The sequence below is a fragment of the Actinoplanes sp. NPDC049802 genome (assembly GCF_040656595.1).
Classification (GTDB): Bacteria; Actinomycetota; Actinomycetes; order Mycobacteriales; family Micromonosporaceae; genus Actinoplanes.
This window is the reverse complement of the sequence record NZ_JBFAMR010000004.1, coordinates 190,479-215,659: the sequence shown is the minus strand read 5'-3', so window position 1 is coordinate 215,659 and position 25,181 is coordinate 190,479. Positions and strand designations below refer to the sequence as shown.

General features: G+C 71.4%; 19 protein-coding genes and 1 pseudogene. 6 read left to right on the top strand and 14 right to left on the bottom strand.

The genetic code is table 11. The features are described 5' to 3' along the window. Positions 1-77 precede the first annotated feature (77 nt). The 3 genes from AB0I88_RS04930 to AB0I88_RS04920 are packed head-to-tail and all read right to left on the bottom strand — an operon-like array spanning position 78 to position 3,496. A complete protein-coding gene (locus tag AB0I88_RS04930; RefSeq protein WP_361018367.1) occupies positions 78-650 on the bottom strand; it encodes a PadR family transcriptional regulator in 573 nt (190 codons plus the stop codon). A 9-nt stretch (positions 651-659) separates the two neighbouring features. Next, on the bottom strand, positions 660-1,457 hold the full coding sequence (locus AB0I88_RS04925) for a crotonase/enoyl-CoA hydratase family protein (RefSeq protein ID WP_361018365.1): 798 nt from the start codon (positions 1,455-1,457) through the stop codon (positions 660-662). Between the two features lie 14 nt (positions 1,458-1,471). Beyond that, a complete protein-coding gene (locus AB0I88_RS04920) occupies positions 1,472-3,496 on the bottom strand; it encodes an NADPH-dependent 2,4-dienoyl-CoA reductase (RefSeq protein WP_361018362.1) in 2,025 nt (674 codons plus the stop codon). 120 nt (positions 3,497-3,616) lie between these two features. On the opposite strand from AB0I88_RS04920, the gene AB0I88_RS04915 reads away from it, so the two are divergent. From AB0I88_RS04915 to AB0I88_RS04905, 3 genes are all read left to right on the top strand, one after another. Next, positions 3,617-5,131: a S8 family serine peptidase gene (locus AB0I88_RS04915; RefSeq protein ID WP_361018359.1), complete on the top strand. Its 1,515-nt coding sequence runs from the start codon at positions 3,617-3,619 to the stop codon at positions 5,129-5,131. Positions 5,132-5,198: 67 nt separating this feature from the next. Then, positions 5,199-7,571, top strand: a complete 2,373-nt coding sequence (locus AB0I88_RS04910) for an EAL domain-containing protein (protein ID WP_361018356.1) — start codon at positions 5,199-5,201, stop codon at positions 7,569-7,571. A gap of 119 nt (positions 7,572-7,690) precedes the next feature. After that, entirely contained in the window at positions 7,691-8,434 is a 744-nt protein-coding gene (locus tag AB0I88_RS04905; protein ID WP_361018353.1) for a CPBP family intramembrane glutamic endopeptidase, read from the top strand. Between the two features lie 32 nt (positions 8,435-8,466). On the opposite strand, the gene AB0I88_RS04900 is transcribed toward AB0I88_RS04905, so the two are convergent. Both AB0I88_RS04900 and AB0I88_RS04895 read right to left on the bottom strand, forming a co-directional pair. Next, complete coding sequence (locus tag AB0I88_RS04900; protein WP_361018350.1) at positions 8,467-10,515, bottom strand: molybdopterin cofactor-binding domain-containing protein; 2,049 nt, start codon at positions 10,513-10,515, stop codon at positions 8,467-8,469. Then, positions 10,512-11,021 (bottom strand): (2Fe-2S)-binding protein, encoded by a 510-nt coding sequence (locus AB0I88_RS04895; RefSeq protein WP_361018347.1) that lies wholly within the window; start codon positions 11,019-11,021, stop codon positions 10,512-10,514. Before AB0I88_RS04895 ends, AB0I88_RS04900 begins: the two co-directional genes overlap by 4 nt. A 17-nt stretch (positions 11,022-11,038) precedes the next feature. Here AB0I88_RS04895 and AB0I88_RS04890 point away from each other — a divergent pair, with 17 nt between their 5' ends. Both AB0I88_RS04890 and AB0I88_RS04885 read left to right on the top strand, forming a co-directional pair. Beyond that, entirely contained in the window at positions 11,039-12,058 is a 1,020-nt protein-coding gene (locus tag AB0I88_RS04890; RefSeq protein WP_361018345.1) for a hypothetical protein, read from the top strand. Between the two features lie 7 nt (positions 12,059-12,065). Further along, entirely contained in the window at positions 12,066-12,689 is a 624-nt protein-coding gene (locus AB0I88_RS04885) for a class I SAM-dependent methyltransferase (protein WP_361018343.1), read from the top strand. Here AB0I88_RS04885 and AB0I88_RS04880 read toward each other — a convergent pair. The 7 genes and pseudogenes from AB0I88_RS04880 to AB0I88_RS04850 form a co-directional block, all read right to left on the bottom strand. Further along, positions 12,625-13,686: a prenyltransferase gene (locus AB0I88_RS04880; RefSeq protein ID WP_361018341.1), complete on the bottom strand. Its 1,062-nt coding sequence runs from the start codon at positions 13,684-13,686 to the stop codon at positions 12,625-12,627. The two genes, AB0I88_RS04885 and AB0I88_RS04880, sit on opposite strands and share 65 nt — an antisense overlap. Then, a complete protein-coding gene (locus tag AB0I88_RS04875) occupies positions 13,673-14,398 on the bottom strand; it encodes a methyltransferase domain-containing protein (protein WP_361018339.1) in 726 nt (241 codons plus the stop codon). Before AB0I88_RS04875 ends, AB0I88_RS04880 begins: the two co-directional genes overlap by 14 nt. A 10-nt stretch (positions 14,399-14,408) precedes the next feature. Beyond that, positions 14,409-14,948, bottom strand: coding sequence for a glycosyltransferase (locus tag AB0I88_RS04870; protein WP_361018409.1), 540 nt, complete (start codon positions 14,946-14,948; stop codon positions 14,409-14,411). A gap of 591 nt (positions 14,949-15,539) precedes the next feature. Next, positions 15,540-16,139, bottom strand: a pseudogene (locus tag AB0I88_RS04865) (glycosyltransferase); the annotation flags it as partial. Positions 16,140-16,394: 255 nt separating this feature from the next. Next, positions 16,395-16,808, bottom strand: coding sequence for an RICIN domain-containing protein (locus AB0I88_RS04860; protein WP_361018336.1), 414 nt, complete (start codon positions 16,806-16,808; stop codon positions 16,395-16,397). Positions 16,809-17,979: 1,171 nt separating this feature from the next. Then, on the bottom strand, positions 17,980-20,592 hold the full coding sequence (locus AB0I88_RS04855) for a VIT domain-containing protein (RefSeq protein ID WP_361018334.1): 2,613 nt from the start codon (positions 20,590-20,592) through the stop codon (positions 17,980-17,982). Then, entirely contained in the window at positions 20,589-21,221 is a 633-nt protein-coding gene (locus tag AB0I88_RS04850) for a MerR family transcriptional regulator (protein ID WP_361018331.1), read from the bottom strand. Before AB0I88_RS04850 ends, AB0I88_RS04855 begins: the two co-directional genes overlap by 4 nt. 192 nt (positions 21,222-21,413) lie before the next feature. Between AB0I88_RS04850 and AB0I88_RS04845 the strand changes: the two genes are divergently transcribed. Next, complete coding sequence (locus AB0I88_RS04845; protein WP_361018328.1) at positions 21,414-22,136, top strand: cyclase family protein; 723 nt, start codon at positions 21,414-21,416, stop codon at positions 22,134-22,136. Here AB0I88_RS04845 and AB0I88_RS04840 read toward each other — a convergent pair. Then, positions 22,094-24,208: a peptidase M6 immune inhibitor A gene (locus AB0I88_RS04840; protein WP_361018325.1), complete on the bottom strand. Its 2,115-nt coding sequence runs from the start codon at positions 24,206-24,208 to the stop codon at positions 22,094-22,096. The genes AB0I88_RS04845 and AB0I88_RS04840 overlap by 43 nt on opposite strands. Before the next feature lie 57 nt (positions 24,209-24,265). After that, positions 24,266-25,057, bottom strand: a complete 792-nt coding sequence (locus tag AB0I88_RS04835; protein ID WP_361018322.1) for an ABC transporter permease — start codon at positions 25,055-25,057, stop codon at positions 24,266-24,268. Between the last annotated feature and the right edge of the window lie 124 nt (positions 25,058-25,181).

Sequence of the window (25,181 nt, the reverse complement as noted above, 5' to 3'; positions counted from 1 at the left end):
GCGCGGCACCGCCGTGACCGGGCGCGACGCTCGCGCCGAACGGGCGCGACGGTTCGCCGCTGCGGTCGGGGCGGGCGTCACGCGTACCGGGAATCATCGGGGAAACGCCGGGCCAGCACGCCCAGGGCGAGGTCCGCCCAGGCGATGTTCTCGCGTTCGAAGCTGATGCCGCGCTGCAGGGTGAGGTACGGTCCGAGCCGGTTGCCGGTGGCCAGGAACTCCTCGTCGGTGCGCTCGCCGAGGATCTCGGCGAGGCGCTGCTCGTAGCCGTGCAGGCGGGCACGGCTGGCCTCGCGGTGCTCCCGGATCGAGGCGTGCACGCTCGCCACGTCGCCGTGGGCCAGCGCCTCGACCTGGATGAGCAGTTCGTCGCGGACCGTGGTCGGTTTGGGGGAGCGGCGGGAGAAGCCGAGCAGCGCGGCCCGGCCCGCCTCGGTGACCGAGAACAACCGCTTGTCCGGGCGTTTGTCCTGCTTGATCAGACGGGCCGAGAGCAGTCCCTCGGCCTCCATCTTCTCCAGCTCGCGGTAGAGCTGCTGCGGGGTGGCCGTCCAGAAGTTGGCGACCGAACCGCGAAACCTCTTGGCCAGGTCGTACCCGGACGACTCACGGTCTGCCAGGGCTGCCAGCAACGCGTTCCTCAAAGCCACGCCGGAATCCTACGGACGGCTGCGCGGCCGGAACCGTGGTGTGCTCTTCGACAGCACGGCCGTGCGCAGGATCTTGGTGTTCGGCAGGGCCAGCAGTCTGATCTGCGCCCGGCGCTCCCGGGCGAAGGTCCGCCGTGCGCTGCCCGTCAGAGCGCCGTCGATCAGGCGTTTCGCGGCGGCGAGGGCGTCCGGTGACCGGGCCAGCAGACTCTCGGCGAACGCGGTCGCCGCCTTGACCGGGTCGTCGGCCAGTTCGGTGACCAGGCCGAGCCGCTGCGCCTCGGCCCCGGAGATCGTCTCGGCGGTCATGGTGAGCCGCTTGGCGACATCCGGGCCGGCCACCTCGGTCAGGCTCCGGATGCCGGACATGTCGGGGATGATGCCCCACTTGCCTTCCAGGACCGACCACTTCGAGTCGGCGGTGGCATACCGGAAGTCGGCGGCCAGCGCGATCTGGACACCACCGCCGTAGCAGTGGCCGTGCACCGCCGCGATCACCGGCACCGGGATGCGCCGCCACGCCCAGCAGGCCTCCTGGAAACGGTTGGTGCCGCGCCACGGGACCGGCAGGAACGCCCGGACGATGCGTCCCGGCGTGCGCATGGCGGCGGCGATGTCCAGGCCGGAGCAGAACGAGGCGCCCTCGCCGGCGATCACGACGGCCCGCAGCGTGCGATCCCTGCGCAGACGCCGGGCCACCGCGATCAGCTCGTCGAGGGTGTCGAGCGCGAGGGCGTTGAGCTTGTCGGGCCGGTCGAGACGGACCTGTGCGATGCCGCCCTCTACCCTGACGCTGATATATTTCATGACTTGTCCGTTTCTCAAAGGCGTGCGGCCAGCTCGGTCGCCTGTTTGATCGCCCGCTTCGCGTCCAGTTCGGCGGCCACGTCGGCACCGCCGATCACGTGCACGCTCACCCCGCGGTCGGTCAGCGGCGCCGCGAGATCACGCACGGACGTCTGCCCGGCGCACAACAGCACCGTGTCCACCTCCAGCACCCGAGATTCGCCGCCGACCGTGATGTGCAGGCCGGCGTCGTCGATGCGCTGGTACCCGACACCGCGCAGCATCCGCACCCCGGCGTCCTGCAGCGTCGCCCGGTGCACCCAGCCGGTGGTCTTGCCGAGTCCCTTGCCGAGCGCCGTCTCCTTGCGCTGCAACAGGTGCACCGTACGCCGGGGGGTGCTCTTGACCTTGGTGGTGAGCCCGCCGCGGGCCGTCTGCGGATCGGTGACGCCCCACCGGCGCATCCACTCGTCGAGGGGCTCGTCCCGGTCGTGCAGCAGGAACTCGGCCGCGTCGAAACCGATCCCGCCGGCCCCGATGATCGCCACCCGCTCGCCGGCCTCGGCCTGCCCGCTGATCACCTGCTGGTAGGTGAGGACCGACGGGTGCTCGACGCCGGGGATGGCCGGGATCCGCGGCTCGACGCCGGTCGCGATCACCACCTCGTCGAAGCCGGCCAGCTCGGCGGCGCCCACCCGGGTGCCGAGACGCAGGGTGACCCCACGGACCTCGATCATGTGCCGGTAGTAGTCGAGGGTGTGCGCGAACTCCTCCTTGCCGGGGATCCGCGCGGCCAGCGTGAACTGGCCACCGATCTCCGGCCGCGCCTCGAACAGCTCGACCCGGTGCCCGCGCCCGGCCAGCTCGATCGCCGCCGCCAGCCCGGCGGGCCCGGCGCCGGCGACGGCCACCCTCTTGACGGTACGGGTGGGCGACAGCACCAGCTCGGTCTCGAAGCCGGCACGCGGGTTCAGCATGCAGGTGGCCCGCTGGTTCTTGAACGTGTGGTCGAGGCACGCCTGGTTGCAGGCGATGCACGTGATGATCTCGCGTTCGCGCCGCTGCTCGGTCTTGACCACCCAGTCCGCGTCGGCGAGCAGCGGCCGCGCCATCGACACGAGGTCGGCGTCCCCGGCGGCGAGGACCTGCTCGGCGGCTTCCGGCCGGTTGATCCGGTTCGAGGCGATCACCGGGACCGACACCTCGGCGCGCAGCTTCCCGGTGACCCAGGAGAACGCGGCCCGCGGCACCGACGTGACGATGGTCGGCACCCGGGCCTCGTGCCAGCCGATCCCGGTGTTGAACAGCGACACCCCGGCCTCTTGCAGCTCCTTCGCGAGTCCGACGGTCTCCTCCCAGCTCTGGGCGTCGTCGACCAGGTCGAGCAGGCTGATCCGGTACTGCACGATGAAGTCGTCGCCGGTCAGCTCACGGGTGCGGCGCACGATCTCCAGCGGGAACCGCATCCGCTTGGCCGCCGAACCGCCCCACGCGTCGGTGCGGTCGTTGGTGCGGGCCGCCAGGAACTGGTTGATCAGATAACCCTCGGAGCCCATGATCTCGACGCCGTCGTAGCCGCCCCGGCGGGCCAGCGCCGCGGCCCGGGCGAACGCCGTGGCGGTCCGGTCGACCTGCCGGCTCGACATGGCCCGCGGCCGGAACGGGGTGATCGGCGACTTGCGGGCCGAGGCGCCGAGCGTGAACGGGTGATACCCGTACCGTCCGGCGTGCAGCACCTGCAACAGGATCTTGCCGTCGTGTTCGTGGACCGCGTCGGTGACGACCCGGTGAGCGGTGGCGTGACTCTCCCGGGTCATCCGGCTGCCGAACGGGGAGAGCCAGCCCCGCCAGGTCGGCGCGTAACCGCCGGTGACCATGAGACCGACGCCGCCGCGGGCCCGCTCGGCGAAGAAGGCGGCGAGTTTCGGCAGGTCACGCTGCCGGTCTTCGAGCTTGGTGTGCATCGACCCCATGACCACACGGTTGCGCAGCGTGGTGTGGCCGAGGTTCAGAGGGCTCAGCAGATGCGGGTACCGGCTCGCGGCGTCAGTGCTGCTCACAGCCCGCAATATACAAAGAATTGCATAGTAAAGAAAGTGACTATGAACGGTTTTCTCAGGTCCGCGCCGGCCCCGCCGATGCCTGCTCTCGCAACCGAGTGGCAACGAAAGGCAGACGAAGTGGCGAACAGAACGTGGACCCGGCTGACCGGGATCGGCGTCGCGGCCGTACTGGTGGCCGCCGGTCCGGGCACGGCGCCGGCGCAGGCGTCCCCCGCCCGGGCCGGGCTTCTGAGCAGCGGCTGGCTGGACACCGGCGGCGTCGGCGTCACGGTCAGCGCGGTCCGGAAAGCGGCAGGCGGCAAGGCCAAGAACACCGCCGCGCTGACCGGCGCGGGCATCGGCGTCGCGCTCATCGACTCCGGGATCGCCCCGGTCGCCGGGCTCAGCCAGGCCGGCAAGGTGATCAACGGCCCGGACCTGTCGTTCGAGTCGCAGACGCCCGGCCTGCAGCAGATCGACACCTACGGCCACGGAACCCACCTGGCCGGCATCATCGCCGCCGACGACCCGGCCAACGGCTTCGAGGGAGTGGCGCCCGGCAGCCACCTGATCAGCCTGAAGGTGGCCGCCGCCGACGGGGCCGTCGACGTCTCGCAGATCATCGCGGGCATCGACTGGGTCGTCGCCCACCGCAACGACCCGGGCCTCAACATCAAGGTGCTGAACCTGTCCTTCGGCACCGACTCGGTGCAGGCGGCCCAGGTCGACCCGCTGTCCCAGGCCGTCGAGTCGGCCTGGCGCAACGGCATCGTCGTGGTGGTCAGCGCCGGCAACGACGGCGCCACGGCCACCCGGCTCACCATGCCGGCGGTCAACCCGTACGTCATCGCGGTCGGCGCGGCCGACGCCAACGGAACCGCCACCCGCGGCGACGACACCGTCGCCACGTTCAGCAGCCGCGGCAACGCCGACCGGCACGCCGACCTGCTCGCCACCGGCCGCTCGCTGGTGTCGCTGCGGGTGCCCGGCTCCTACATCGACACCGAGTACCCGGGCGCCCGGGTCGGCGACCGCTACCTGCGCGGCAGCGGCACCTCCCAGGCCGCGGCCGTGGTCTCCGGTTCGGTGGCGCTGCTGCTGCAGCACCGTCCCGGCCTCACCCCGGACCAGGTCAAGAAGCTGCTCACCCAGACCGCCGACCCGGTGACCGGCGCCGATGAGATCGCGGCCGGCGCCGGGCAGCTCGACATCGCCGAGGCCGCCACGCTCACGCCGCCCGCCACCGCCACCCAGAGGTGGCCGGCCGCCACCGGGCTCGGCTCGCTGGAGGCGTCCCGCGGCACCAGCGGACACGTCGTCGACGCCGCCACCGGCATCGCGCTGACCGGCGAACGCGACATCTTCGGCACCCCGTGGAAACCCGCCGTGTGGGCGCCGCAGTCACGTACCGGCAGGGCCTGGAACGGCGGCACCTGGAACGGCACGGTGTGGACCGGCAAGTCCTTCACCGGCACCTCGTGGGCGTCGCTGACCTGGGAGGGCGCGGTCTGGACCGGCCGCTCCTGGGCGGGCCGCTCGTGGGCCGGCACCGACTGGGCGGGCCGCTCCTGGGCCGGCGGCACCTGGACCGGCCGGTCGTGGGCCTCCGGCACATGGGCGGGACGGTCCTGGGCGGGCCGCAGCTGGGCCTGAGCCTTTTCCTCATCCACCCGAGGTAGATGCCGAACTGGGCAGGGTGGCGGCGGAAGGGGGCGGAACCATGGCAAGATCCACCACGGTGCCCGTCCTCGCCCTGACCGCCGCCCAGCTCCTGTTCGTGGGGCTGGCCGAGACCCTGTGGGCGCTCACCGGGCCACCCGTGCCGGCGTCCACCGGCATCACCCTGCTGATCGTGGTGGCGGTCCTCTTCGCGCTGGCCGAGAAGTTCACCGTGGTCTTCCCGGTCCGCCGCGGCGCCCATGTGATCAGCCTCAGCGACATCCCGCTGGTGCTCGGACTGCTCATGATCCACCCGCTGCTGCTGGTCCCGGTACGCCTCGCCGGCGCCCTGACCGGGCTGCTCCTGCTCCGGCGCCAGCGGGGCAGCAAACTCGCCTTCAACACCGCCCTCTACCTGACCCAGACCACCGTGGCCTGTACGGTGTTCCACCTGCTCGGCGGCGCCTCCGACCCGTACGGGCCGCGTGGCTGGCTGGCCGTCTTCGCCGCCACGTTCGCCGCCGACCTGGTGTCGATCGTGCTGATCAGCGCCGTCATCGCGGTCCACGACGACAGCCAGGAGTGGCACCGGCTGCTCACCGCCGACGTCAAACAACTGTTTCAGGCGCCGCTGGTCGCCCTCACCACCACCCTCGCCCTGGTCACCGCCCTGCTGGTACGCGAGCAGATCCTCGCCGCGCTGCTGCTGGGCGTACTCGCCTACGCCGCCCACCTGGTGTTCGCCGGGTACGCCCAGCAGGCCCGCACCCACCAGCAGGTCGAGGACATCTACCGGTTCACCCGTTCCCTGGAGGGGCTGACCGGCGCCGACGAGGTGGCCCGCACCGTCCTCGGCCAGGTCCGCGACCTGGTCCGCGCCGAATACGCCGAACTCGTGCTGACCGACCCGCCGGTGCGGATGCGCCTCTACGGGCGCGAGCAGTTCGACATCGTCGCCGCCGACACCGGCGAACCCGCGTCCGGGCAGCACATCTCGGTGCCGGTACGCATCGGCGACTCCACCGGCGTGCTGCTGGCCGCCGAATGCATGCCGGACACGCCCGCCTTCACCGACGACCACGTCCGCCTGCTGCAGGCCATGTCGTCGCACGCCGGCGTCGCCCTCTCCGAGGTCCGTCTGCTGGAACGGCTGCGGCACAGCGCGGCCCACGACCCGCTGACCGGACTGCCGAACCGGGTCACCTTCCTCGCCGACGTGCAGCGGGTCGTCGACTCGGGCGGCAGCGCCGGGGTGCTGCTGCTGGACCTGGACCGGTTCAAGGACGTCAACGACGCCCTCGGCCACGACATCGGCGACGTCCTGCTGCGCGAGATCGCCGGCCGGCTGCGCGAGCGCTACGCCGGGCAGGGCACCGTCGCCCGGCTCGGCGGCGACGAGTTCGCGTTGCTCGCCGGTGACCCGGCCGCGGCCGTCACCCTCGCCGAGGACGTGCGGCGCACCGTCGAGCGGCCGGTCCCGGTCGGCGACCTCACCCTCACCGTGCAGGCCAGCATCGGCGTCTGCCTCGCCCCCGAACACGGTTCCGACGCCAACCGCCTGCTCAGCCGCGCCGACCTGGCGATGTACGCGGCGAAGGAGAGCCGCGCCGGCGTCCGCGTCTACCGCCCCGAGGACGAGGGCAGCACCGCCCGCCGGCTCACCCTGATGAACGGCCTGCGCGCCGCCCTCGACCACGGCGAGCTCACCGTCGTCTACCAGCCCAAGGTCGACCCGGCCACCGGGCGGGTGCTCGGCGCCGAAGCACTCAGCCGCTGGCGGCACCACGGCGAACCGGTGCCGCCGGACGAGTTCATCTCCCTGGCCGAGCGCGGCGGGCTCATCCGGCCGCTCACCCGGCACGTGCTCGCGACGGCCCTCAGCGACTGCGCCGCCTGGCGGCAGGCCGGCCATGACGTCACCGTCGCCGTCAACCTGTCACCGCACATCACGGCCGACCCGGGTCTCGCCGCTCAAGTTCAAGAGCATCTTCACCGGTACGGGGTGCCCGCGGCCGCACTGACCCTGGAGATCACCGAGAACGGCATCATGACCGACCCCACGAACTGCCGGCTCACCCTCGACGCCCTGCACGAACTCGGCGTGAAACTGTCGATCGACGACTTCGGGACCGGGCACTCGTCGCTCGGCCGGCTCGCGCACCTGCCGATCCACGAAGTCAAGATCGACAAGAGTTTCGTACGGCACCTGGTCACCGACCGCAAACGGCGCGCGGTCACCGACGCCGCCCTGCAACTGGGACGCGCCCTGGACCTGACGATCGTGGCCGAAGGCGTCGAGGAGGAGGACGAGTTCGACTACCTGCGCCGCCACGACTGCGACGCGGTGCAGGGCTACTACATCGCCAAGCCGATGCCGCACGGCGCCTTCCTCGACTGGCTCGCCTCCCGGCACGTCCCGGCTCGCGTAGCCTGACGAGCACTGTGCGTCACATCAGGTCGCCCCTTTCGGGTGGTTATTCGCCGAGGCATGGCTCACACAGGGTGACATCCTGTGGGTTTGTCCGCAGGCTCGGCGGATACGCTCTGGCGGCCATGCCGGAAATCATTCAAGATCACACGACCGTCCCGAGCCGCCGCCGGCTGGGCCTCGTCCTCGGCGCCGTGCTCGTGCTGCTCACCACCGTCAACATCGCGGCGAAATACGGGCCACCGCGAACCGGCCTGATCGCCGGGCCGCTCGTGGCGGCGGGACTCATCCTGCTCGGCCGCCGCGCCGGACTCACCTGGCACGACATGGGACTCTCCCGGCGTACCCTGCTGCCCGGTTTGAAATACGCGGTCGGAGCGGTCCTCGCCGTCGCCGTGGTCTACGCGATCGGCGCCGCCGTCCCGGCCACCCGCACCGCGTTCGACGACGTCCGCTACCACCTGCACCTGAGCGCCGCCCTGCTCACCGCGTTCGTGGTGGTGCCGCTCGGCACCGTGCTGCTGGAGGAGGTCGCCTTCCGCGGCGTGCTGCACGGCCTGATCAACCGCCACCGCGGCGCGGTCTGGGCGAGCATCACCTCATCGGTCCTCTTCGGCCTCTGGCACATCCTGCCGTCACTGCGCCTCGCCAAGGCCAACCACGGCGTCGGCGCGATCCTCGGCACCGACCTGGCCGGCCAGATCCTGGCGGTCGTCGGCGCCGTCGCCTTCACCGCGGTGGCCGGCCTGCTGCTCTGCGAACTGCGCCGCCGCAGCGGCAGCCTGCTCGCGGCGGCCGCCCTGCACTGGGCCACCAACGGCCTCGGCCTGCTGATCACCGCCGGCCTGGCGGCCTTCCGTCTCGCCTGATCCGGGCGGCGCTCTCGGCTCCCGCCCGGATGTCAGCCGACCGCCACCCCGTACGGCATCCCGGTGACCGGTCCGCCGTGGACCGCGAAGGCCGACGCGATCGCGGCCGCCGCCGGGGGATAGGCCAGCTCGCCCAGCCCGCCGATGGGAGCGTCCGACCCGACCAGCACCACCTCGATGCGCGGACAGTCGGTGATCCGCGCCCAGGCGTAGTCCCGGAACGACGACTGCACCACGGCCCCGTCACGAACCGTTATCTGCGCGCCGAGGACGGTCGACACCGCGTCCAGTAGCGCACCTTCCACCTGTGCTTTCACCCCGGACGGATGGACCGGGACACCGACGTCCACCGCGGCGGTCACCTTGCGTACCCGCCGGGCGGCCGGGTCGACGGTGGCCAGGACGGCGATCGCCGAGCCGTAGTCCAGATGACAGGCGACCCCGGACGGTGACGGATGCGCGGCCGCGGCGGCGTCCAGCACCGTGCGCAGCCGCGAGCCGTCCGGCAGCAGACGGCGCCGGAACTCCACCGGGTCGTGACCGCCGGCCTGGGCGATCTCGCTGAGGAAACACTCCTCGGCGTAACCGAACTGTCCCGCGTAGACGCCCCGCCAGAAGCCCGTGCGGATCGGTGCCGGCCGCAGCGTCACCGTCACGTCGCCGGGCACCGCGTACGGGAAATGGTCCCCGCTGGCCTTGACGACCACCGGACTGGCGAACGGCGGACTGACCGACAACGGCCACGTCACCACCTGATGAGCCCGCCCGGCCGGCAGCCCGCCGGCGCCGAGCGTGGCGGAGAGCCGGTGCACCGACATCGGCCGGTACGAGTCGTGCCGGGTGTCGTCGTCGCGGGTCCACCGCACGCTGACCGGCCGGCCCACCGCCCGCGAACAGGCGACCGCCTCGAACACGGCATCGGTCTCGATCCGCCGCCCGAACCCGCCCCCGGCCAGCGTCGGGTGCACCTGCACCTGGGTCTCCGGCAGCGCGAGCGCCCGGGCCACCTGGGTCCGCACGCCGCCGGGGTCCTGCACGGGCGCCCACACCCGTACGCCCGCGTCGGTGACGTGGACGGTCGCGTTCATCGGCTCCATCGGCGCGTGCGCGAGCAGCGGCAGCCGGTAGATCCGCTGGACGGCCGGGCTTCCCGGAACCGGGGGCAGCGCGGCCTGCAGTTCGTCGAGCCAGACCCGGCTGTCGGCGGCCGGAGCGCCACCGGTCCACGTGACTCTCAGCAGCTCACGGCCGCGCAGGGCGGTGGCGGTCCGGTCCGCGACGACGGCCACGCCACCCTGGCCGGCGCCGGGCGCGGCGAGCCGGATCACCGCCACCACGCCGGGAACCGCCAGCGTGGCGGTGTCGTCGACGGTGCCCGGGGTGGCGCCGATCCACGGCGGCCGGGCGACCACGGCGACCAGGCTGCCGGGCGGGGCCGACTCGGCGCCGTAGCGGGCCCGGCCGGTCACGATGTCGCGGGCGTCCGAGCGCCCGGCCCGGGTGCGGCCGATGAGCCGCCACTCGTCCGGTGGGGTCAGCGTGACCGGGACCGTAGCCGGATCGAGGGCGGCGGCGGCCGGGACCAGGCTGCGGTAGGGCAGCGGGCGGTGGGCGGGGTGTTCGACACGGCCACGGCGAGCCGTGCACTCCTCGGCCGGGACCTGCCAGCGGGCCGCCGCGGCGGCGATCAGCAGGCAGCGGGCGGTCGCCGCGGCGGTGCGCAGCGGGGTGGCCATCTGCCGGCTGGACGTCGAGTTCGCGACCGCCTGCGGACCGTAGGCGGCCGGATCGCCGGGCGCCTGTTCGAGGGCGACGTCGGCGACGCCGACCGCGAGTTCCTCCGCCACCAGGACGGCGGCCATCGTGCGTACCCCTTGGCCGGTGTCGGGTTTGGGAACCGTCGCCGTGATCCGGCCATGACCGTCGACACGCACGAAGACGCTGGGCCGCAGTTGCCGATCCGCGACGGAACGCCCCGTCCGCTGCTCCGCGAGGGCCGACCGCGGCTGCTGATCGCCGAACGAGACCGGCACCGCGACCACCAGCGCCGCGCCCAGGAACCCGCGCCGGGTGATCGTCATCGGTCCTCACCCCGGGCGATCTCGGCGGCCCGCCGCACCGCGGCCCGGATCCGCGGATAGGTCCCGCAGCGGCACACGTTGTCGCGCAGCGCCTGGTCGATCTGCGCGTCGTCGGGATCCGGGATCCGCGCCAGCAGCGCCACGGTGCTCATGATCTGCCCCGGCTGGCAGTAGCCGCACTGCGCCACGTCCAGCTCCAGCCACGCCCGCTGAACCGGATGATCGTCCAGTCCCTCGATCGTCGTGATCCGGCCGGCCGCCGACTCCTCGACACTGCGCACGCACGGCCGTGCCGCCGCCCCGTCGATCAGTGACACGCACGCGCCGCACGCGCCGACGCCGCAGCCGTACCGCGGCCCGGTCAGCCCGAGCTCCTCCCGCAAGGCCCAGAGCAGCGGCGTGTCCCCGGGAACGTCCACCACCCGGTGCCTGCCGTTGACGTGCAACCGGTACCGGCTCAAGTCGGCCTCCATCGACGTGCGCCCATTGTTCAGCCCGTTGGACATCGACCATACTCAGCCCCGTGGCAAATGAAACACCGTTTCGCAGTGAGCGTGCGCTGATCCTCGCCGTGCCCGCGGTCGCGGTGCTCACCGGCCTGGTGTGGCTGCTCGGCCAGGGCCTGAACGACGTCACGCTGCGGCCCGACCAGGGCGCAAGCTGGTATTACTGGCAGCTTCCCGAACCCACGGCGTGGACCCGGCTGTCCGCCTGGTTCGGGTACGCGGCCCACCAGATCGTCTCCTGGGGCCTCATCTGGTGGGCGCAGACGCACACCCGCCGCTACACCCGTGGCCTGAAACGGGTCAACGTGGCCGCCCTCGCCGCGAACCTCGGCTTCATCGGCCTGCACGAATCGCAGACCCACCTGTTCTACGACGGCCTCGCCCAGGACGTGTCCATCTTCAGCTCGCAGGGCTCGGTGGTGCTCCTGCTGGTCGTCGTCCTGCTCATGGAGAACCGGCGGCGCGGCCTGGTCGCCGGCAAACCCGTCCCGATCCCGGCCGCCGTCATGGACTTCGCCCGCCGCTACCACGGCTACCTGTTCAGCTGGGCGATCATCTACACGTTCTGGTACCACCCGATGGTCACCACCAGCGGCCACCTGATCGGCTTCTTCTACATGTTCCTGCTGCTGGTCCAGAGCAGCCTGATGTTCACCACGGCACACACCAACCGCTGGTGGACGGTCAGCCTGGAACTGATGGTGGCCGTGCACGGCACCCTCGTCGCCGTGATGAACTCCGGGCCGGACGGCGCGTGGCCCAAGTTCCTGTTCGGCTTCCTGGCCGTCTTCGTGATCACCCAGATGCACGGCCTCGGCCTCGGCGCGGCCACCCGGTGGTCGGTCTTCGCCGGCTATCTCGCGCTTCTTCTCTATGTGTACGCCGGACGCGGCCTGCAACACGTCCACGAGGTCCTGCGCGTACCCATGGCCGAATACCTCGTGATGGCGGTGCTGGTCCTCCTGCTGTGGCCGGTCGCCGCGGTGTGGCAGCGGCGGCGGCTCTCCCGGCGTTCGGTTGATCAAGCGCGCCTATGATGGCGTGATGCTCGATCCCGCCCTTCTCCAAGCCGCCGAGGCCGCCGACGGCTTCATGCCCGCCGACGAGGGCCGGGCGCTCGCCGGGGCGGCACTCGCCGTCACCGTCGACGGCCCCCTGCTCGAAGTCGGCAGCTACCTGGGCAAATCGGCCCTGTACCTGGCCGCCGCCGCCCGGCCGCGCAAGACGACCGTCGTCACCGTCGACCACCACCGCGGCTCCGAGGAACACCAGGCCGGCTGGGAGTACCACGACCCCACGCTCGTCGACCCGGCCGTCGGGCTGATCGACACGCTGCCCGGCTTCCGGCGTACGATCGCCGCCGCCGGCGCCGAGGACGTGGTCACCGCCGTGGTGGCCCGCGCCGAGGACTTCGCCCGGATCTGGGGCACCCCACTGGCGTTCCTCTTCCTCGACGGCAGCCACACCGACGAGTCCGCCCAGCGCGACCTCGCATGCTGGGCGCCGCACCTGGCCGTCGGCGGGATCCTGGCCATCCACGACGTCTTCCCCGACCCCGCCGACGGAGGCCAGGCCCCCTACCGCGTCTACCGGCAGGCGCTGGCTACCGGTTCCTACTCGGAGCTTCCCGGTCAGGGTTCGCTGCGGCTGCTTCGACGGGACCGCTGAAGATCTCCGACCGCGGGTGGGCGCCGTGCAGGGCGTCCACCGCCAGCACCACGGCCGCGGCCGTCCAGGTGGTCCGCTCCACCGGCCACCGCACCCCGTCGGTGAGCACCAGACCGGTCCAGTACGACCCGTCCGCCTCCCGCAAATGCTGCATGGCCGCCACCAGCTCGGCGGCGGCGTCCCGGTCCCCGACCGCGTGCAGGGCCAAGGCCAGCTCGCACGTCTCCGCCCCGGTCACCCACGGCCGGTCGGAGACGCAGCGGGCGCCCCGCCCCGGCACCACGAACTCGTCCCACCGGCGCCGCAGCCGCTCCCGCGCCGGCTCGCCGCGCAGCGCCCCGCCCAGCACCGGGTAATACCAGTCCATCGAGAACCGGTCCTTGTCGGCGAACGCCACCGGATGCCGGCGGATCGTGTGCCCGACCAGATCGGCGGCCAGCTCCCAGTCGGGTTGCGGCTCGCCCAGCCGGCCGGCGATCGCCGCACCACAGCGCAGCGCCTGATGGATGCTCGCGTTGCCGGTCAGCAGCGCCACCCGGTCCGGGTCGCCGTCCGGCCCGACGGCCCACCAGATCTCCCCGCCGGGCGCCTGGCACGCGACCGTGAAATCGACCGCCCGGCGCACCGTCGGCCACATGCGCTCCAGGAACGCGTCGTCGCCGGTGCACAACCAGTGATGCCAGGCACCGACCGCAACGTACGCCGCATGGTTGGTCTCCGCGGTCGCGTCAGCGACCACACCGCCCGCCTCGTAGCGCGCCGCCCACGAGCCGTCCGGCCGCTGCGTGCGGCGCAACCAGTCGTAGGCGGCCGCCGCCTTCGCGGCCTGCCCGCCGACGTCCAGCGCCATCGCCGCCTCGACGTGATCCCACGGATCCAACTGCCCGCCGGTGTACCACGGGATGGCCCCCGACGGCTCCTGCTCGGCGGCGATGCCGGCGACCGTGGCGAGAACGTCGTCGGTGCTCAGCACCCCGGGCAGATCAGGCAACGTCACCCGCGGCCACCTCCTCCTCCTTACGGAGGTAGATCACCACGCTCTTTCCGATCAGCGGATTCAGAGCCTGCTCCAGCACGCGGGTCACCGCCGGCTTGTCGACGATGTCCCACACCAGAAGCTTGTGGTACGCCCGGGTCGGCGCGGCGTCGCCGATCGCACACTTCAGCCACCAGTACGGGCTGTGCAGCGCATGCGCGAACCCGTTCCCGGTCACCGTCAGCCCCGCGTCGCGCAGCCGGCCGGACAACTCGTCCTCCTTGTAGATGCGCACGTGACCGCCCTCGTTCGCGTGGTACTCGTCGGACAGCGCCCAGCACACCCACTCCGGCAGCCAGCGCGGCACCGTCACCGCGGCCAGCCCGCCCGGCCTCAGCACCCGCGTCATCTCGGCGATCGCGGTCACGTCGTCCGGGATGTGCTCCAGCACCTCGGACGCGATCACCCGGTCGAAACTGGCGTCCGGGAACGGCAGGGCCAGCAGATCTCCCCGTACGGAGGTGGCGCTCGCCGTCTTCGGCGCCTCCTCGGCCATCTCCATGGCCGCGCACCACTGCCGGGTCGTGCCCAGATCCTTCTCGCTCAGGTCCAGCGCGACGACGTCCGCGCCGCGCCGGTACGCCTCGAAGGTGTGCCGGCCCTCACCGCAACCCAGATCCAGGACCCGCATCCCCGGACGCACGTCCAGCCGGTCGTAGTCGACGGTCAACATGTTGCTCCCCCTACCTGCCCTTCGCGGCGATCGCGTCGGCATACCACTGCGCGGTTCGTACCGCCGTGTGCCGCCACGTGAAGTTCTCGACCGCACGGCGGCGGCCCTCAGCGCCCAGCCTGCGGCGCAGATCCTCGTCATCGAGCAGCCGCCCGATCGCGGCCGCCAGCGCCCCCGCGTCCCCCGGCGGCACGTGCAGCGAAGCCAGCCCGTCCGGCCCGGCCACCTCCGGCAGCGCGCCCGCCGTCGTCACCACCAGCGGCACCCCGCACGCCATCGCCTCCACGGCGGGCAGCGAGAAACCCTCGTACCGGGAAGGCACCGCGGCCACCGTCGCCGACCGGAAGAGATCAGCCAGCTCGTCGTCACTGATCCCGGAGACGAACCGCACCACACCCTCGAGCCCGAGCCGCGCGATCGCCTGCGCGGCCGCACCCTTCGGCCGCGCCGACCCGACGACGACAAGCTCCACCTCCCGCTCGGCGCGCAGCTTGGCCATCGCCTCGATCAGCTCGCTGAGCCCTTTGAGCGGGACATCCGCGCTGGCCACGGCCACGATCCGCGCGCATCGCGGCGCCGTCCCGGGACTGTCCGTCCCGCTCGCGTTCGCCTCGCTGTCCGACACGGAGGCACCCGTCGTGCCGTCGTCGGGTTCGCTTGCGTTCGCCCCGCTGATCAGTGCGGCGGTGTGGGCGGTGCCGTCGTTGGTGTCGCTTGTGTTCGGCGCGCTGTTCGGTGTGGTGGTGGTGTTGTTGGTGTCGCTTGTGTTCGGCGCGCTGTTCGGTGTGGTGGTGGCGTTGCTGGTGTCGCTCGTGCTCGTCGCGCTGTTCGGTGTGGTGGTGTTGTTGGTGTCGCTTGTGTTCGGCGCGCTGTTCGGTGTGGTGGTGGCGTTGCTGGTGTCGCTTGCGTTCGGCCTGCTGTTCGGCGTGGTGGTGTTGTTGGTTTCGCTCGTGCTCGGCGTGGTGGTGGCGCTTGTGATGGTCGCGGCGGTGTCTGTCGTGCCGCCGTCCGTACCGATGCTCGCCGGGGCCGCGCTGTGCGGTGCGGCCGTGCCCTCGCGAGGTGCCGGGCTGAACGTGCCGACGTCGACTCCGACCCCGATGACACGCAGCCGCTCGGCCCGCACCCCGAAGGCCTCGACGATCTCGTCCCGCGCCGCCCCGGAGACCGTGGTGAGCCAGGGCAGCCGCCGTGCCACCCGTCCCTGCATGCGGGTGAACGCATACCACCGCCGCAGCGACAGCCGTCGCTTCCAGTTCGGCGCCGCCGCCAGTTCGAGATCCCGGTCGACCGTGATCGGATGGTGAATGGTCGCCACCACCGGTGTGCCCGACCGGCTCAGCGGCAGAAGCCCGTACCCGAGGCACTGGTTGTCATGCACGACGTCGAACTCGTCGAGCCGCCCCCGAAGATGCAGCCAGGCCCGCAGAGAGAAGGTCAGCGGTTCCGGAAACGCGCCCGTACACATTGCCGCCCACTCGAGGACGTCGATTCCGTCCTTGAACTCCGACAAACCAGGCGTCCGAAACGGATCAGGATCCCGGTAGAGATCGAGGCTGGGCAGTTCGGTGAGCTTCACCCCTTCGTCAAGCTCCGGCAGCGGCGGCCCCGAGATCACCTCGACCCGGTGCCCCAGCCTGACCAGCTCCCGAGACAGGTGCCGGACATAGATCCCCTGGCCTCCGCTGTGCGGTTTGCTCCGATATGACAGCAAGGCGATGCGAAGCGGCTCGGAGATCACCCGATGACCCTAACGAGCGATCACCAAGCTTCCGGCATGGGGATTCGGTCACCCTTGAACCGGACGCCCCTCACTCGGCCGGCATTGCCGGTCATCGCGCTGCTTGTTCGGTTGGTGTTGTGGTCCCTGCGCCGCTCGTTCGGCGGTGTTGCGGGTTTCCTTGCGCCGCTCGTTCGGTGGTGTTGCGGGTGTCCTTGCGCCACTCGCGTGCTGGCGCTGCCGGTCTCAGCGCACTGCCCGTGCGGCTGCCGACCTTCAGCGGAAGACCCACCGCTGGTTGTTGCCGCCCAGGCACGTGGTGACCACGACGGGGCGGGCCGGCCGGGCACCGGAATGGGGATCGGTGAGGCACCGCCCGTTCGAGACGTTCAGCAGCACGCCGTTCTCGAACAGCTGCCACTGTGCCGTGGTCCGGGTGTCACACCGGGTCAGGCGCACGGTCCCGTCACCCACCAGGTTGGCGCACATGTCCAGCACCTCGAGGGTGCGGTCCGAGTTGAGCCGCCAGCGCTGCGGGCTGGTGCCGTTGCAGTCGTCGATGTGCACTTCCTGGTTCTCCTCGGCGTCACCGCCCCGCAGATCCAGGCAGAGGCCGTTGCCGGTGACCAGAAGCCCGCGGCCGGTCGCCACCGCACTGGGCAGAAGCTGAACCGGCGGAGCCGGAGCCACCGTAGTCCTGGAGGCGCTGGGCGCCGCCGAGGCCGGTGCCGAGGCACTGGACGTCGCTCCCTTGGTCGACCGGCTCGGCCCGGGCGGGACGGTCGGAACAGCGCCCTCCCCACCGGCGCCGTCCTCGCCCCGATCAAATTCCCCTGCCGGGCTCTTCCCGGCCGGAACACTCGCCGAATCGGCGGGCCCCACCGCTGCGGGCAGGGCCTGTCCGGGCATGGAAGCCCAGCGTTCCTGATCCCCATCCGGCCGCAGCAGCGCATAACCGGCGACGGAAGCCACCGCGGTGATTCCGGCACAGGCCAGAAGGAGCGGCCGAAGTCGCCGTTTCCCGGATTCCCCGGAAGAACCGGACCCACCAGCGGAGACTACGGGCAACAACTGTGTCGGAGGCTCCTCCGGCGCTCGCTGAGCCGGCCAGGTCGCGGATGACGGCACTGATTCGTTGAGGTCCCCATCCGGTAGAACGAACGGCCGAACCAGCAACGGATCACGATCGTTGTCCCGATCATCGCCCACTTGGCGTCGCCACCCCCCCCGGGTCCAGCACCGGTGACCCAACTTACCGTTATTCAGCTGCGGTCGCGGGGCCCGTTCGGCCGATGTCCCCCAGTCCCTCGACCCCTCCATCCGGTCTCACCCGAGCCCCTGGTCACGCGCCCGTGCCCCGCCCCGACCATCATCGCCGGTGCGCCTCCTCACATCGCCCTTTCGGTCCGTGTCACCCTCTAGGTCCGTGTTGCTCTGTAGGTCCGTAGTGCCCTGTAGATCCGTGTTGTCCTGTCGGTCCGCGTCGCCATGGGGCGGTGCCGGGCTGTGCTGTCGTTCCACGGCTCTGGAGTTGCACGTGGCGGGGAGCGGGCCGCGCGTTCGTCGCGCACGTCCTTGTGTGGCGACGGTGTGCCCCGCCGGGTCGTGTTCGTGCCCGCGGCGCGATGGTGGGCCGCCTGCTCGGGCTTGCGGGCGTGCCCGCGTGTCAGGGACGTCCGAGAACGAGAACGGACCCCCTCTCGACGCTCGGGGTCCGTCCGTCCAAAAGTTTCAAACGCCGTCGACACCGCGCACGTTTCTTGTGCATAGCGAGGGCGGATAGCCGGCTTGTGTTCTCGCCCGGTGCGTGCTGTCTGGTGACGACGCCGCCCCGGGCTTGCGACCCGGGGCGGTTGTGGGGTCAGGCTTTCCAGAATGGGCGTTTCTTTTCCGGCTTGCCGGCGGCGAACGACTCCAAGACTTGGAGGGCGGCTGCCCACCTGTGGTCGAGGGGGTCGTCGCCGCGCAGCAGGGCGATGAGGTCGCGGACCGGCGTGACCTCGGTGTCGGACACCGACTCCAGCAGGACGGCCAGGCGGCTGGCCAGGTCGTCGAGCAGGTCGCGGCGGTCGAGTGCGGGTTGGTGGGCCGCCTCGTGGAGGCGGGCTACCTCGACCGCGACCAGTTCGCGCAGGTCGTCGACCGTCAGGCCGGCGTCTGAGTCGAACCGCAGTTGGGCACGCCTAGACCGGGTGACGGGGCGCGGCCGGATGGAAGGACGCTGTTGCCAGGCGCCGGCCCGCGTCGACTGCTCCGGGGGGATGTCGCTGTCGGGCCCTTCGGATCCGCGGCTCCGCGAGATCTTCGAGGCCGAGGCGGGTCCGCCGGGGAACGGCGGCGCTCCGGCAGGATCTCCGGGCGAAGTGGATCCGCCTGCCGGCGCCCCGGACGCGGGGGCCAGGCTGTCCGGTGCGTCGAAGGCGGGAGCCATGCTGTCCGGGGCAGCACCGCCATACGGGCTCTGGGCCCGCGGTGGCGTAAACCCTGGCCGGCCGGGGGACGGCGCGATCGGCGGCGGAACCGGCGGCATGGAAGCGGGCACCGGAGGCGCCGCCAGGTCGGGGAAGGGCGACGAGGCGACCCCGATGTGCTGTGGCATCGACTCCGGAAGCGCGGGGCTCTCCCATCCGGAGGGCATCTCGACCGGCTGGGTGACCCGGCGGTTCTTGCCGCCCTCGTTCACCACGCGCTCGTCGACCGCGATGTAGGACGTGAAGCGGCAGAGAACCCCGAACCGCAGTGACGTGCCGAGGATCTCGGCTTCGAGGGAGTGGTCACCGGCGGAGTAGGCGTCCTCGAGATCGCGGAGCCTGGCTCGCGCCCACACCGAGGCGACCGCCGGCTCCGAACTCGGGTGCACCGGCACCGCGGTCCGGAACTCCTGATCGTCACGGGTGCGCCCGGTGACGGTCAGTGTGCCCTCGGCGGGGCCGCCGTAACGTCCGGTGATGACCAGCGGCACGCCGGGGTAGAGGCCTGGCAGCCGAGCGGGACTGCGGGTGCCGTCGATCGGTGCGAACCCGTCACCGGTGACGGCGAGACCTGTCACGACCGGCGCGCCGATCCGCCGGTGGATCTGCTCCATCGCCTCGTCCAGCCGATCCTCGCTCTCCACCAGCTCGGCCCGGCCCGCGCCGAGCGCGGCCAGCCGGCCAAGGAAGCCGGTGTTGACGGCCCGGTCGATGCCGACGGTGTGCACCCGGATCGTCCCGATGAGCGGCGAGACCTGCTTGACGATCTGGTCCTCGTTGCCGACCTGGCCGTCGGTGACCAGAACCAGAACACGGTCGCGGCCGGGGCTGTCGGCCAGCATCGCAAGGGCCTCGCTGAGTGGTTTCAGCAGCTCGGTGCCGCCGCGCGCATGGGCGCGGGCCAGGTGTTCAACCGCGCGATACCGGTTGCGGTCGGTGGCTTCGGCGAGACCGGGGCCGAGGTCGGCGGGCCGGTCGACGTCGTGGTCGAAGGTGAGGACGGCGAACCGGTCGCCGGCGGTCAGCGTGTCGATGACCCGGGACGCGGCACGCCGAGCGGCCACCATCTTCCAGCCGCCCATGCTGCCGGAGCGGTCCAGGAGGAGCACCACGTCCTTGGGCCGCGGCGGCGTCGCGGCCTCCGGCGGGAGAATCACGAGCTGGTAGGTGCCCTGCTCGCCGTCCTCGTCGGCGACGGCGACCGCGGACTCGCCCCCGGGCGCGTAGGCGAGCCGGAGAACGAAGTCACGGTCGGCTCGCTCGCCTGGGCTGATCCGCAGCGTCCCACCCTGCTCGGTGACCGTGTGCAGGCTGGATCGAACCTCGCCGAGATCGAGCCCGGCCGGGTCGATGTCGACCGAGAGGGAGAGCCGCAGCGGGTTGGGGAAGCCCGGCAGCAGCACCGGCGGAGTGATGCGCGACGCGTCGGGCACGTCGCCGGTGTCGGCCTGCTGGCCGTCGCCGGTGTAGGGGCCCGGCAGCGGAGTGCCGGGAATGTAGCGGGGGGCCACGACCAGCGGGAAGCGGAAGGTCGCCGCTCCGTCCTCATACGGCAGGGGGCCGACCAGTTGCAGCCGGACCGCCACCCGCTCGCCGGGAAGGATGTTGCCGACCCGCATGGTGAAGACGTCCGGGCGTTCCTCCTCGGCGATCGATGCGCGCCGGCCGGCCGCGATCGCCTGGTCATACTGCTCGCGGGCTGCGCCACGCTCGCGGAGCTCGGCGGTGACGGTGCGGTCGGCGGCGGTCATCGTCATGCCGGTCACCGCGGCCCGATCGGGCAGGGGGAAGACGTAGGTCGCCTCCAACGCGGTGTCGTGCGCGTTGACGAACTCCGAGGTCAGCTCGGTGCGGACGAGCAGGCCACTGATCGCGGCCCGGACGTCGAGACGGTCGAGCGGCAGGTTGCCGCGGTCGGTCTGCAACGTGCCGAGACCCGCGTCGGGCATGGTCCGGTGGCGCTCCAGCTCTGCCGATCCCATCGGGTTCACTGCAATGATCATTCGCTTCTCCCATCGGTGAGCCCGCGTGCCGCGAGCAGGTCGAGCAGGGGACGGGCAGCCGCGGCGATCTCGTCGCGGTCGACGTCGGTGACATGGCGGGGCAGCAGCAGGACGACGCCGCCGCCGAGGGGCACGCCGGTCACCAGGTCGGGTGAGCGCCGGGCCGGTGGTGAGACGGGCTCCAGCTCCAGGGCGCCGACCGTTTCGGCGAGTGCCCGGCGGGTGGAGCCGGCGACCGGCTCGGGATCGGCGGGCGCGGACCTCCAGAAGTCGGGCCGGACCGGCGAGGACGGCGGCGGAGCGGCGCCCGTCTCCAGCAGGCTGTCGGGGATGCGTGCCACCTCGGCCAGCGTCTGCTCCGAGGCGCCGGACAACTCCGCCTGGATCTCGGCGAGGGTGCGCCCGGAAGCCTGCCGCCGCTTGATCGCCACCAGCTGCAACAGGTGACGCGGCCCGTAGAGAACGGTGCGGCCTCGCGTGCCGAGGGGCCGGTCGACCAGGCCGATCGTCGTATACCACCGGATCGACCTGCGGTCGGGCAGCTCCCGGACGCGGCCGTTGGGGGCGCCCGGGTACTCCGCGGCCAGTGCCGCGCTTACCCGCTCGACCAACTGCTCCATCGTCCACATGCCCAGAGAATGACACTGTCATCGTGACAGTGTCAATGGCACAATGGCGGCCAGGACGAGACGGCCGGCGGGCCGGAGGAGGTAGCGCCATGCCGGAGCGAGGCGGAGGTGGCGGCATGAGGGAGCCGGCGAGCGAATCATCGGGCTCAGGTCTGCACTCGTGTCGATGCGGAGCGAAGCGGAGGTGACGGCATGAGTGGGGACGCGATGCCGGGCGGCTTGCGGCTGGTCGTTCTGTCGCACGTCAACGACCCGGCGAAAGTGAGCGTCTATCCGGGCGACCCGCCACCGCGTCTGGAGACCGTGGCTCGCCTGGAGCGGGACGGGTTCTATCTGCAGACGGTCTTCGCCGGTGAGCACACCGGCACCCATTGGGGAGCGCCCGGCCACTTCACCCCGGGTGGGCTGCTGGCCGACGAGCTGACCCCGGAGGATCTGTTCCGGCCGGCGGTCAAGGTCGACGTGCGGGCCTGCTGCGCCGCCGATCCGGGCTATGCGGTGACGATCGCCGATCTGGAGGACTGGGAGCGCCGGCACGGCCGCGTCCCGACCGGCTCGATCGTGGTGCTCTGGACCGGTTGGGAGGAGCGGTTCGGCACCGACGCGTTCCTGCCGCATCCGGGCTTCGCACCGGAGACCGCGCGATGGCTGGCCGACACCGGGCGGCTGGGGGAGCGGGGCGGCACGGGCACGGACGCGTTCAGCCCCGATGTCAGCACCGATTCGAGTTTCGCCGTCTCCCGGATCGTCTACCGGCGCCGGCGGATCAGTCTCGAGGTGCTGGCCAATCTGGCGAGTCTGCCCGCCACCGGAGCGTGGGTGCTCTGTGGCGGGCAGATCAACAAGGCCGGTTCCGGTTCGACCGCCCTGATCTACGGGGTGCTTCCGCCGGCCGGATCCCCGGCGGTGGGCTGATAGGGCTCGCCGTCGATCTTCAAGGTGTAGGGGGCGTATTGAGTCACCGTGCCAGTGGGTTCGTCGTAGGAGACGACCGCTACGACCTTCGGATAATGGCGGAACTTGGCGCTGTCGGCCAGCGGCATCACCTTCGCCTTGCCAGCGGTGATGCCGACCAGCGACACGTGCCAGTTGTGGACGGGTGTCGGGCGCACCTCGGTGGGCGAGTCCCAGCCGTCGAGCGTGTCCCCGCCCAGTTCGGTCGCGCCGACCTTGACGTCCGAGAGGTGCCAGCCGCCGATGTTCACGGCACTGTCGCTGACGTAGCGGAAGCCGAGGATCACCTGCTGCCCGGCGTACTCCTGGAGGTCGTAACTGAGGGTGATGTTCGCGGCCTTGCCGGTGATCGCCTGGCCGAGTGGCCCGTCGATCGTGCGGTCGCCCTTGAGCATCTGATAGGTCGTGCCACCGTCGGTGGAGACCACGACGTATCCGTAGTCGAACCGGTCCTCCAGGCCGTAGGTGGTCTTGAAGCGCAGTACGGGGTCGGTCTCCGGGACGTCGACGGTACGCACCGCGGCCTCGTCGGTGTCCGGGGTGTTGCCGGAGAAGAGCATCTTCGCGTCCAGGGTCCACGCCAGTGGGGTCGGCGGAAGGGTCTTGGCGCCGTCGAAGGTGATCGTCTGCCATTCACGTGGCAGCCGGACGTAATCGGCGCCGTTGGGCGGGGCACCCGGCGTTCCGTAGGCGGAGGCGTTGTCCAGGTTCACCGTCGAGTGGACGCTCGCGGCGGTCACCCGTTCCCGGGGCGTGCCCTTCACGATGCTGCCCGGTTCGTCGGCGATCTTGTCGACGAGTGTCATGGCCTGGAAGTCGTGCAGGACGTCGTAGAGCTTCGTCCCCTCGGGAAGCGCGGCCGCGACGGCGTCCAGGCCGTGGTTCTCCTTGTCCTGATGCAGCGCGGAGTGGATCTCCGTCCCGAAACGGTCGCGCAGGTAGAGCATCAGTTGATAACTGAGGCCGTAATCGGCGAGCAACTCGTCCGGGGAGCCCTCGGCCCACAGATTGAGCGAGTTCGCGGGGCCGCCGCAGTCGCGCGGGTTCGGGTTGAAGGCGGTTTTGACGTTCCCGAAACCCTGGTAGCAGACGAGGTGGTTGTCGAAACCGCGATGGTGCACGCCGGCTTCCGCGTCCACATATCCGGTCAGCGTCTGTGCGTAATCGGCCAGGCCCTCGCTGATCCACACCTCCTCGTCCGGGTCGGTGTAGTAGGCGAGCAGGTGCTGCCACTCGTGGGCGAAGGTCGACTCGTACATCCGGGGCCGGGCCGGGCGGCTGACGCACAGGTCGTCGGACGGTTCGTGCCGCGGATCCGCGCCGGTGCGATGCGCCCAGTCGTAGGCGTCGATCGTGATCACGTTGCGGTCGAAGAGTTCGTTGAGCTGCTCGGAGAAGAAACCCGAGACGTAGGTCTGCCGCTTCGGGAAGTCGTAGTAGTTGTCGTCGCGGATGTTGTCGACCAGTGTGACGGTCCGGCCACCGGCTCCCGTGAAGTCGCCCGGCAGGCCCGCGTTCGTGCCGCTACGCTCCGGTGGGGTGCTGAACGCCTTGGTCTCGCGGGGGTAGATGACCTCGTCGAATTCGCGTACCAGCGCCGTGACCTGGGCGTCGGTGACCTCGGTGGCGTTCTTGCGGCAGTCGTTCTCCGGGAAGGCGATGTCCTTCGCGACCCAGACCTCGATGTGCTCACCGACGCCGCGCAGGGTGTAGTCCTTGCGGTAGACGTCTCCGTCGATCTCGTTGAGGCCGGCCCAGCTGCGGACGGTGCCGACCGGTGGGGTCTGCGTCGCACTCCGCGCGCTGGGCCGTGGCTCGTAACTGGCGATCGGGAGCGGCTCACCGTCGAGGGTGAGCCGGTCCAGGTCCGGTTCCCACGTGTCCGCCTCGAACGGCTCGGCGGATCCGGCCGGGGCCGAGGTCGGGGTAGAGGTCGGGGTCGGGACAACCGATGGCGTGGCCGACGCCGGGCCGGTGAATAGCGGGATGGAAGCGGTTATTGCCGCGAAGGTGGCAAATAGGGTACGCGTCACGTCTCGGCACGCTACCGGTGATCGCCGGATCGTGACGCCAACACCGGCCGTTGTGGATCAGGAAACCTCCCGGCGGAGCACACGAACGGTCCCCAGAATCAGCGGGAGCACCACCCAGACAGCGACCGAGACCGCCAGCCGGGCCCACTCGCCGGAGGTCATGTCCGGCTCGCTCAGCGCCTGCGAGGTGATGTTGAGATCCAGCCATTCAGCCGCCTCGCGGAGACCACGGATGTTCTCACCGAGAATCGTCCAGACCGTCGGAAGGGCGAAGTAGATGACGATCGCCAACGGCGAGTTCAGCAGCAGGGCGCCGAACGCGGTGCCCATCAGCACGAAGATCACCTGGAGGAGCAGGCTCTGCCAGATCAGCGAGGAGTCCAGAGTCCACGAGCCGTCGCCGCCGGTGGCCGAGGCGAGCACGTTCGCCCCGGCCGCCAGCAGCGCGGTCACCGCCGTCGCCGCGAAGGCGATCAGGACGGCTGCGGCGATCTTCGCGAGCATCACCCGGCCACGTGCCGGCGCCAGGGTGAAGGTCCCCAGCGCGGTGCGCTGCGACCACTCGCTGGTCACCGACAGGATGCCCAGCACCGGCAGCAGCACCGCCGACGGCAGGAGGCCGAAGCTGAACAGGATGCCGAAGGTCTGCTCCTCGTCGGCGGACCAGATCAGCATGATCGCCGAGGTGGCCACGGTGGCCAGGCCGATCACGGCGAGCAGCCAGAGCCCGGCCCGGGTGTCGGCGAGTTTGCGCAGCTCGACGAGGGTGAGCCGGGTCAGCGGGATGGGTTCGGTGGCGGCCGCCGCAGGGGCGGCCGGCACGGTGGAGACGGATGCGGTCGCGGTCATCGGGAAACCTCCGGAGACAGGGTGGTCACCGGCGCGACGATCGCGGCCGGGACGGCGAGGACAGGGGTACGAGGGACTGCCCGGCGCGGGGCCGCGCCGGCGGGGACGTGCCGATGTGCGGTGG

Coding starts and splice junctions, on each gene's coding strand:
- AB0I88_RS04925 (WP_361018365.1), bottom strand. CDS start 1,457: ATGAAATATATCAGCGTCAGGGTAGAGGGCGGCATCGCACAGGTCCGT.
- AB0I88_RS04910 (WP_361018356.1), top strand. CDS start 5,199: ATGGCAAGATCCACCACGGTGCCCGTCCTCGCCCTGACCGCCGCCCAG.
- AB0I88_RS04905 (WP_361018353.1), top strand. CDS start 7,691: ATGCCGGAAATCATTCAAGATCACACGACCGTCCCGAGCCGCCGCCGG.
- AB0I88_RS04900 (WP_361018350.1), bottom strand. CDS start 10,515: ATGACGATCACCCGGCGCGGGTTCCTGGGCGCGGCGCTGGTGGTCGCG.
- AB0I88_RS04895 (WP_361018347.1), bottom strand. CDS start 11,021: ATGTCCAACGGGCTGAACAATGGGCGCACGTCGATGGAGGCCGACTTG.
- AB0I88_RS04885 (WP_361018343.1), top strand. CDS start 12,066: ATGCTCGATCCCGCCCTTCTCCAAGCCGCCGAGGCCGCCGACGGCTTC.
- AB0I88_RS04875 (WP_361018339.1), bottom strand. CDS start 14,398: ATGTTGACCGTCGACTACGACCGGCTGGACGTGCGTCCGGGGATGCGG.
- AB0I88_RS04855 (WP_361018334.1), bottom strand. CDS start 20,592: ATGATCATTGCAGTGAACCCGATGGGATCGGCAGAGCTGGAGCGCCAC.
- AB0I88_RS04850 (WP_361018331.1), bottom strand. CDS start 21,221: ATGTGGACGATGGAGCAGTTGGTCGAGCGGGTAAGCGCGGCACTGGCC.
- AB0I88_RS04845 (WP_361018328.1), top strand. CDS start 21,414: ATGAGTGGGGACGCGATGCCGGGCGGCTTGCGGCTGGTCGTTCTGTCG.
- AB0I88_RS04835 (WP_361018322.1), bottom strand. CDS start 25,057: ATGACCGCGACCGCATCCGTCTCCACCGTGCCGGCCGCCCCTGCGGCG.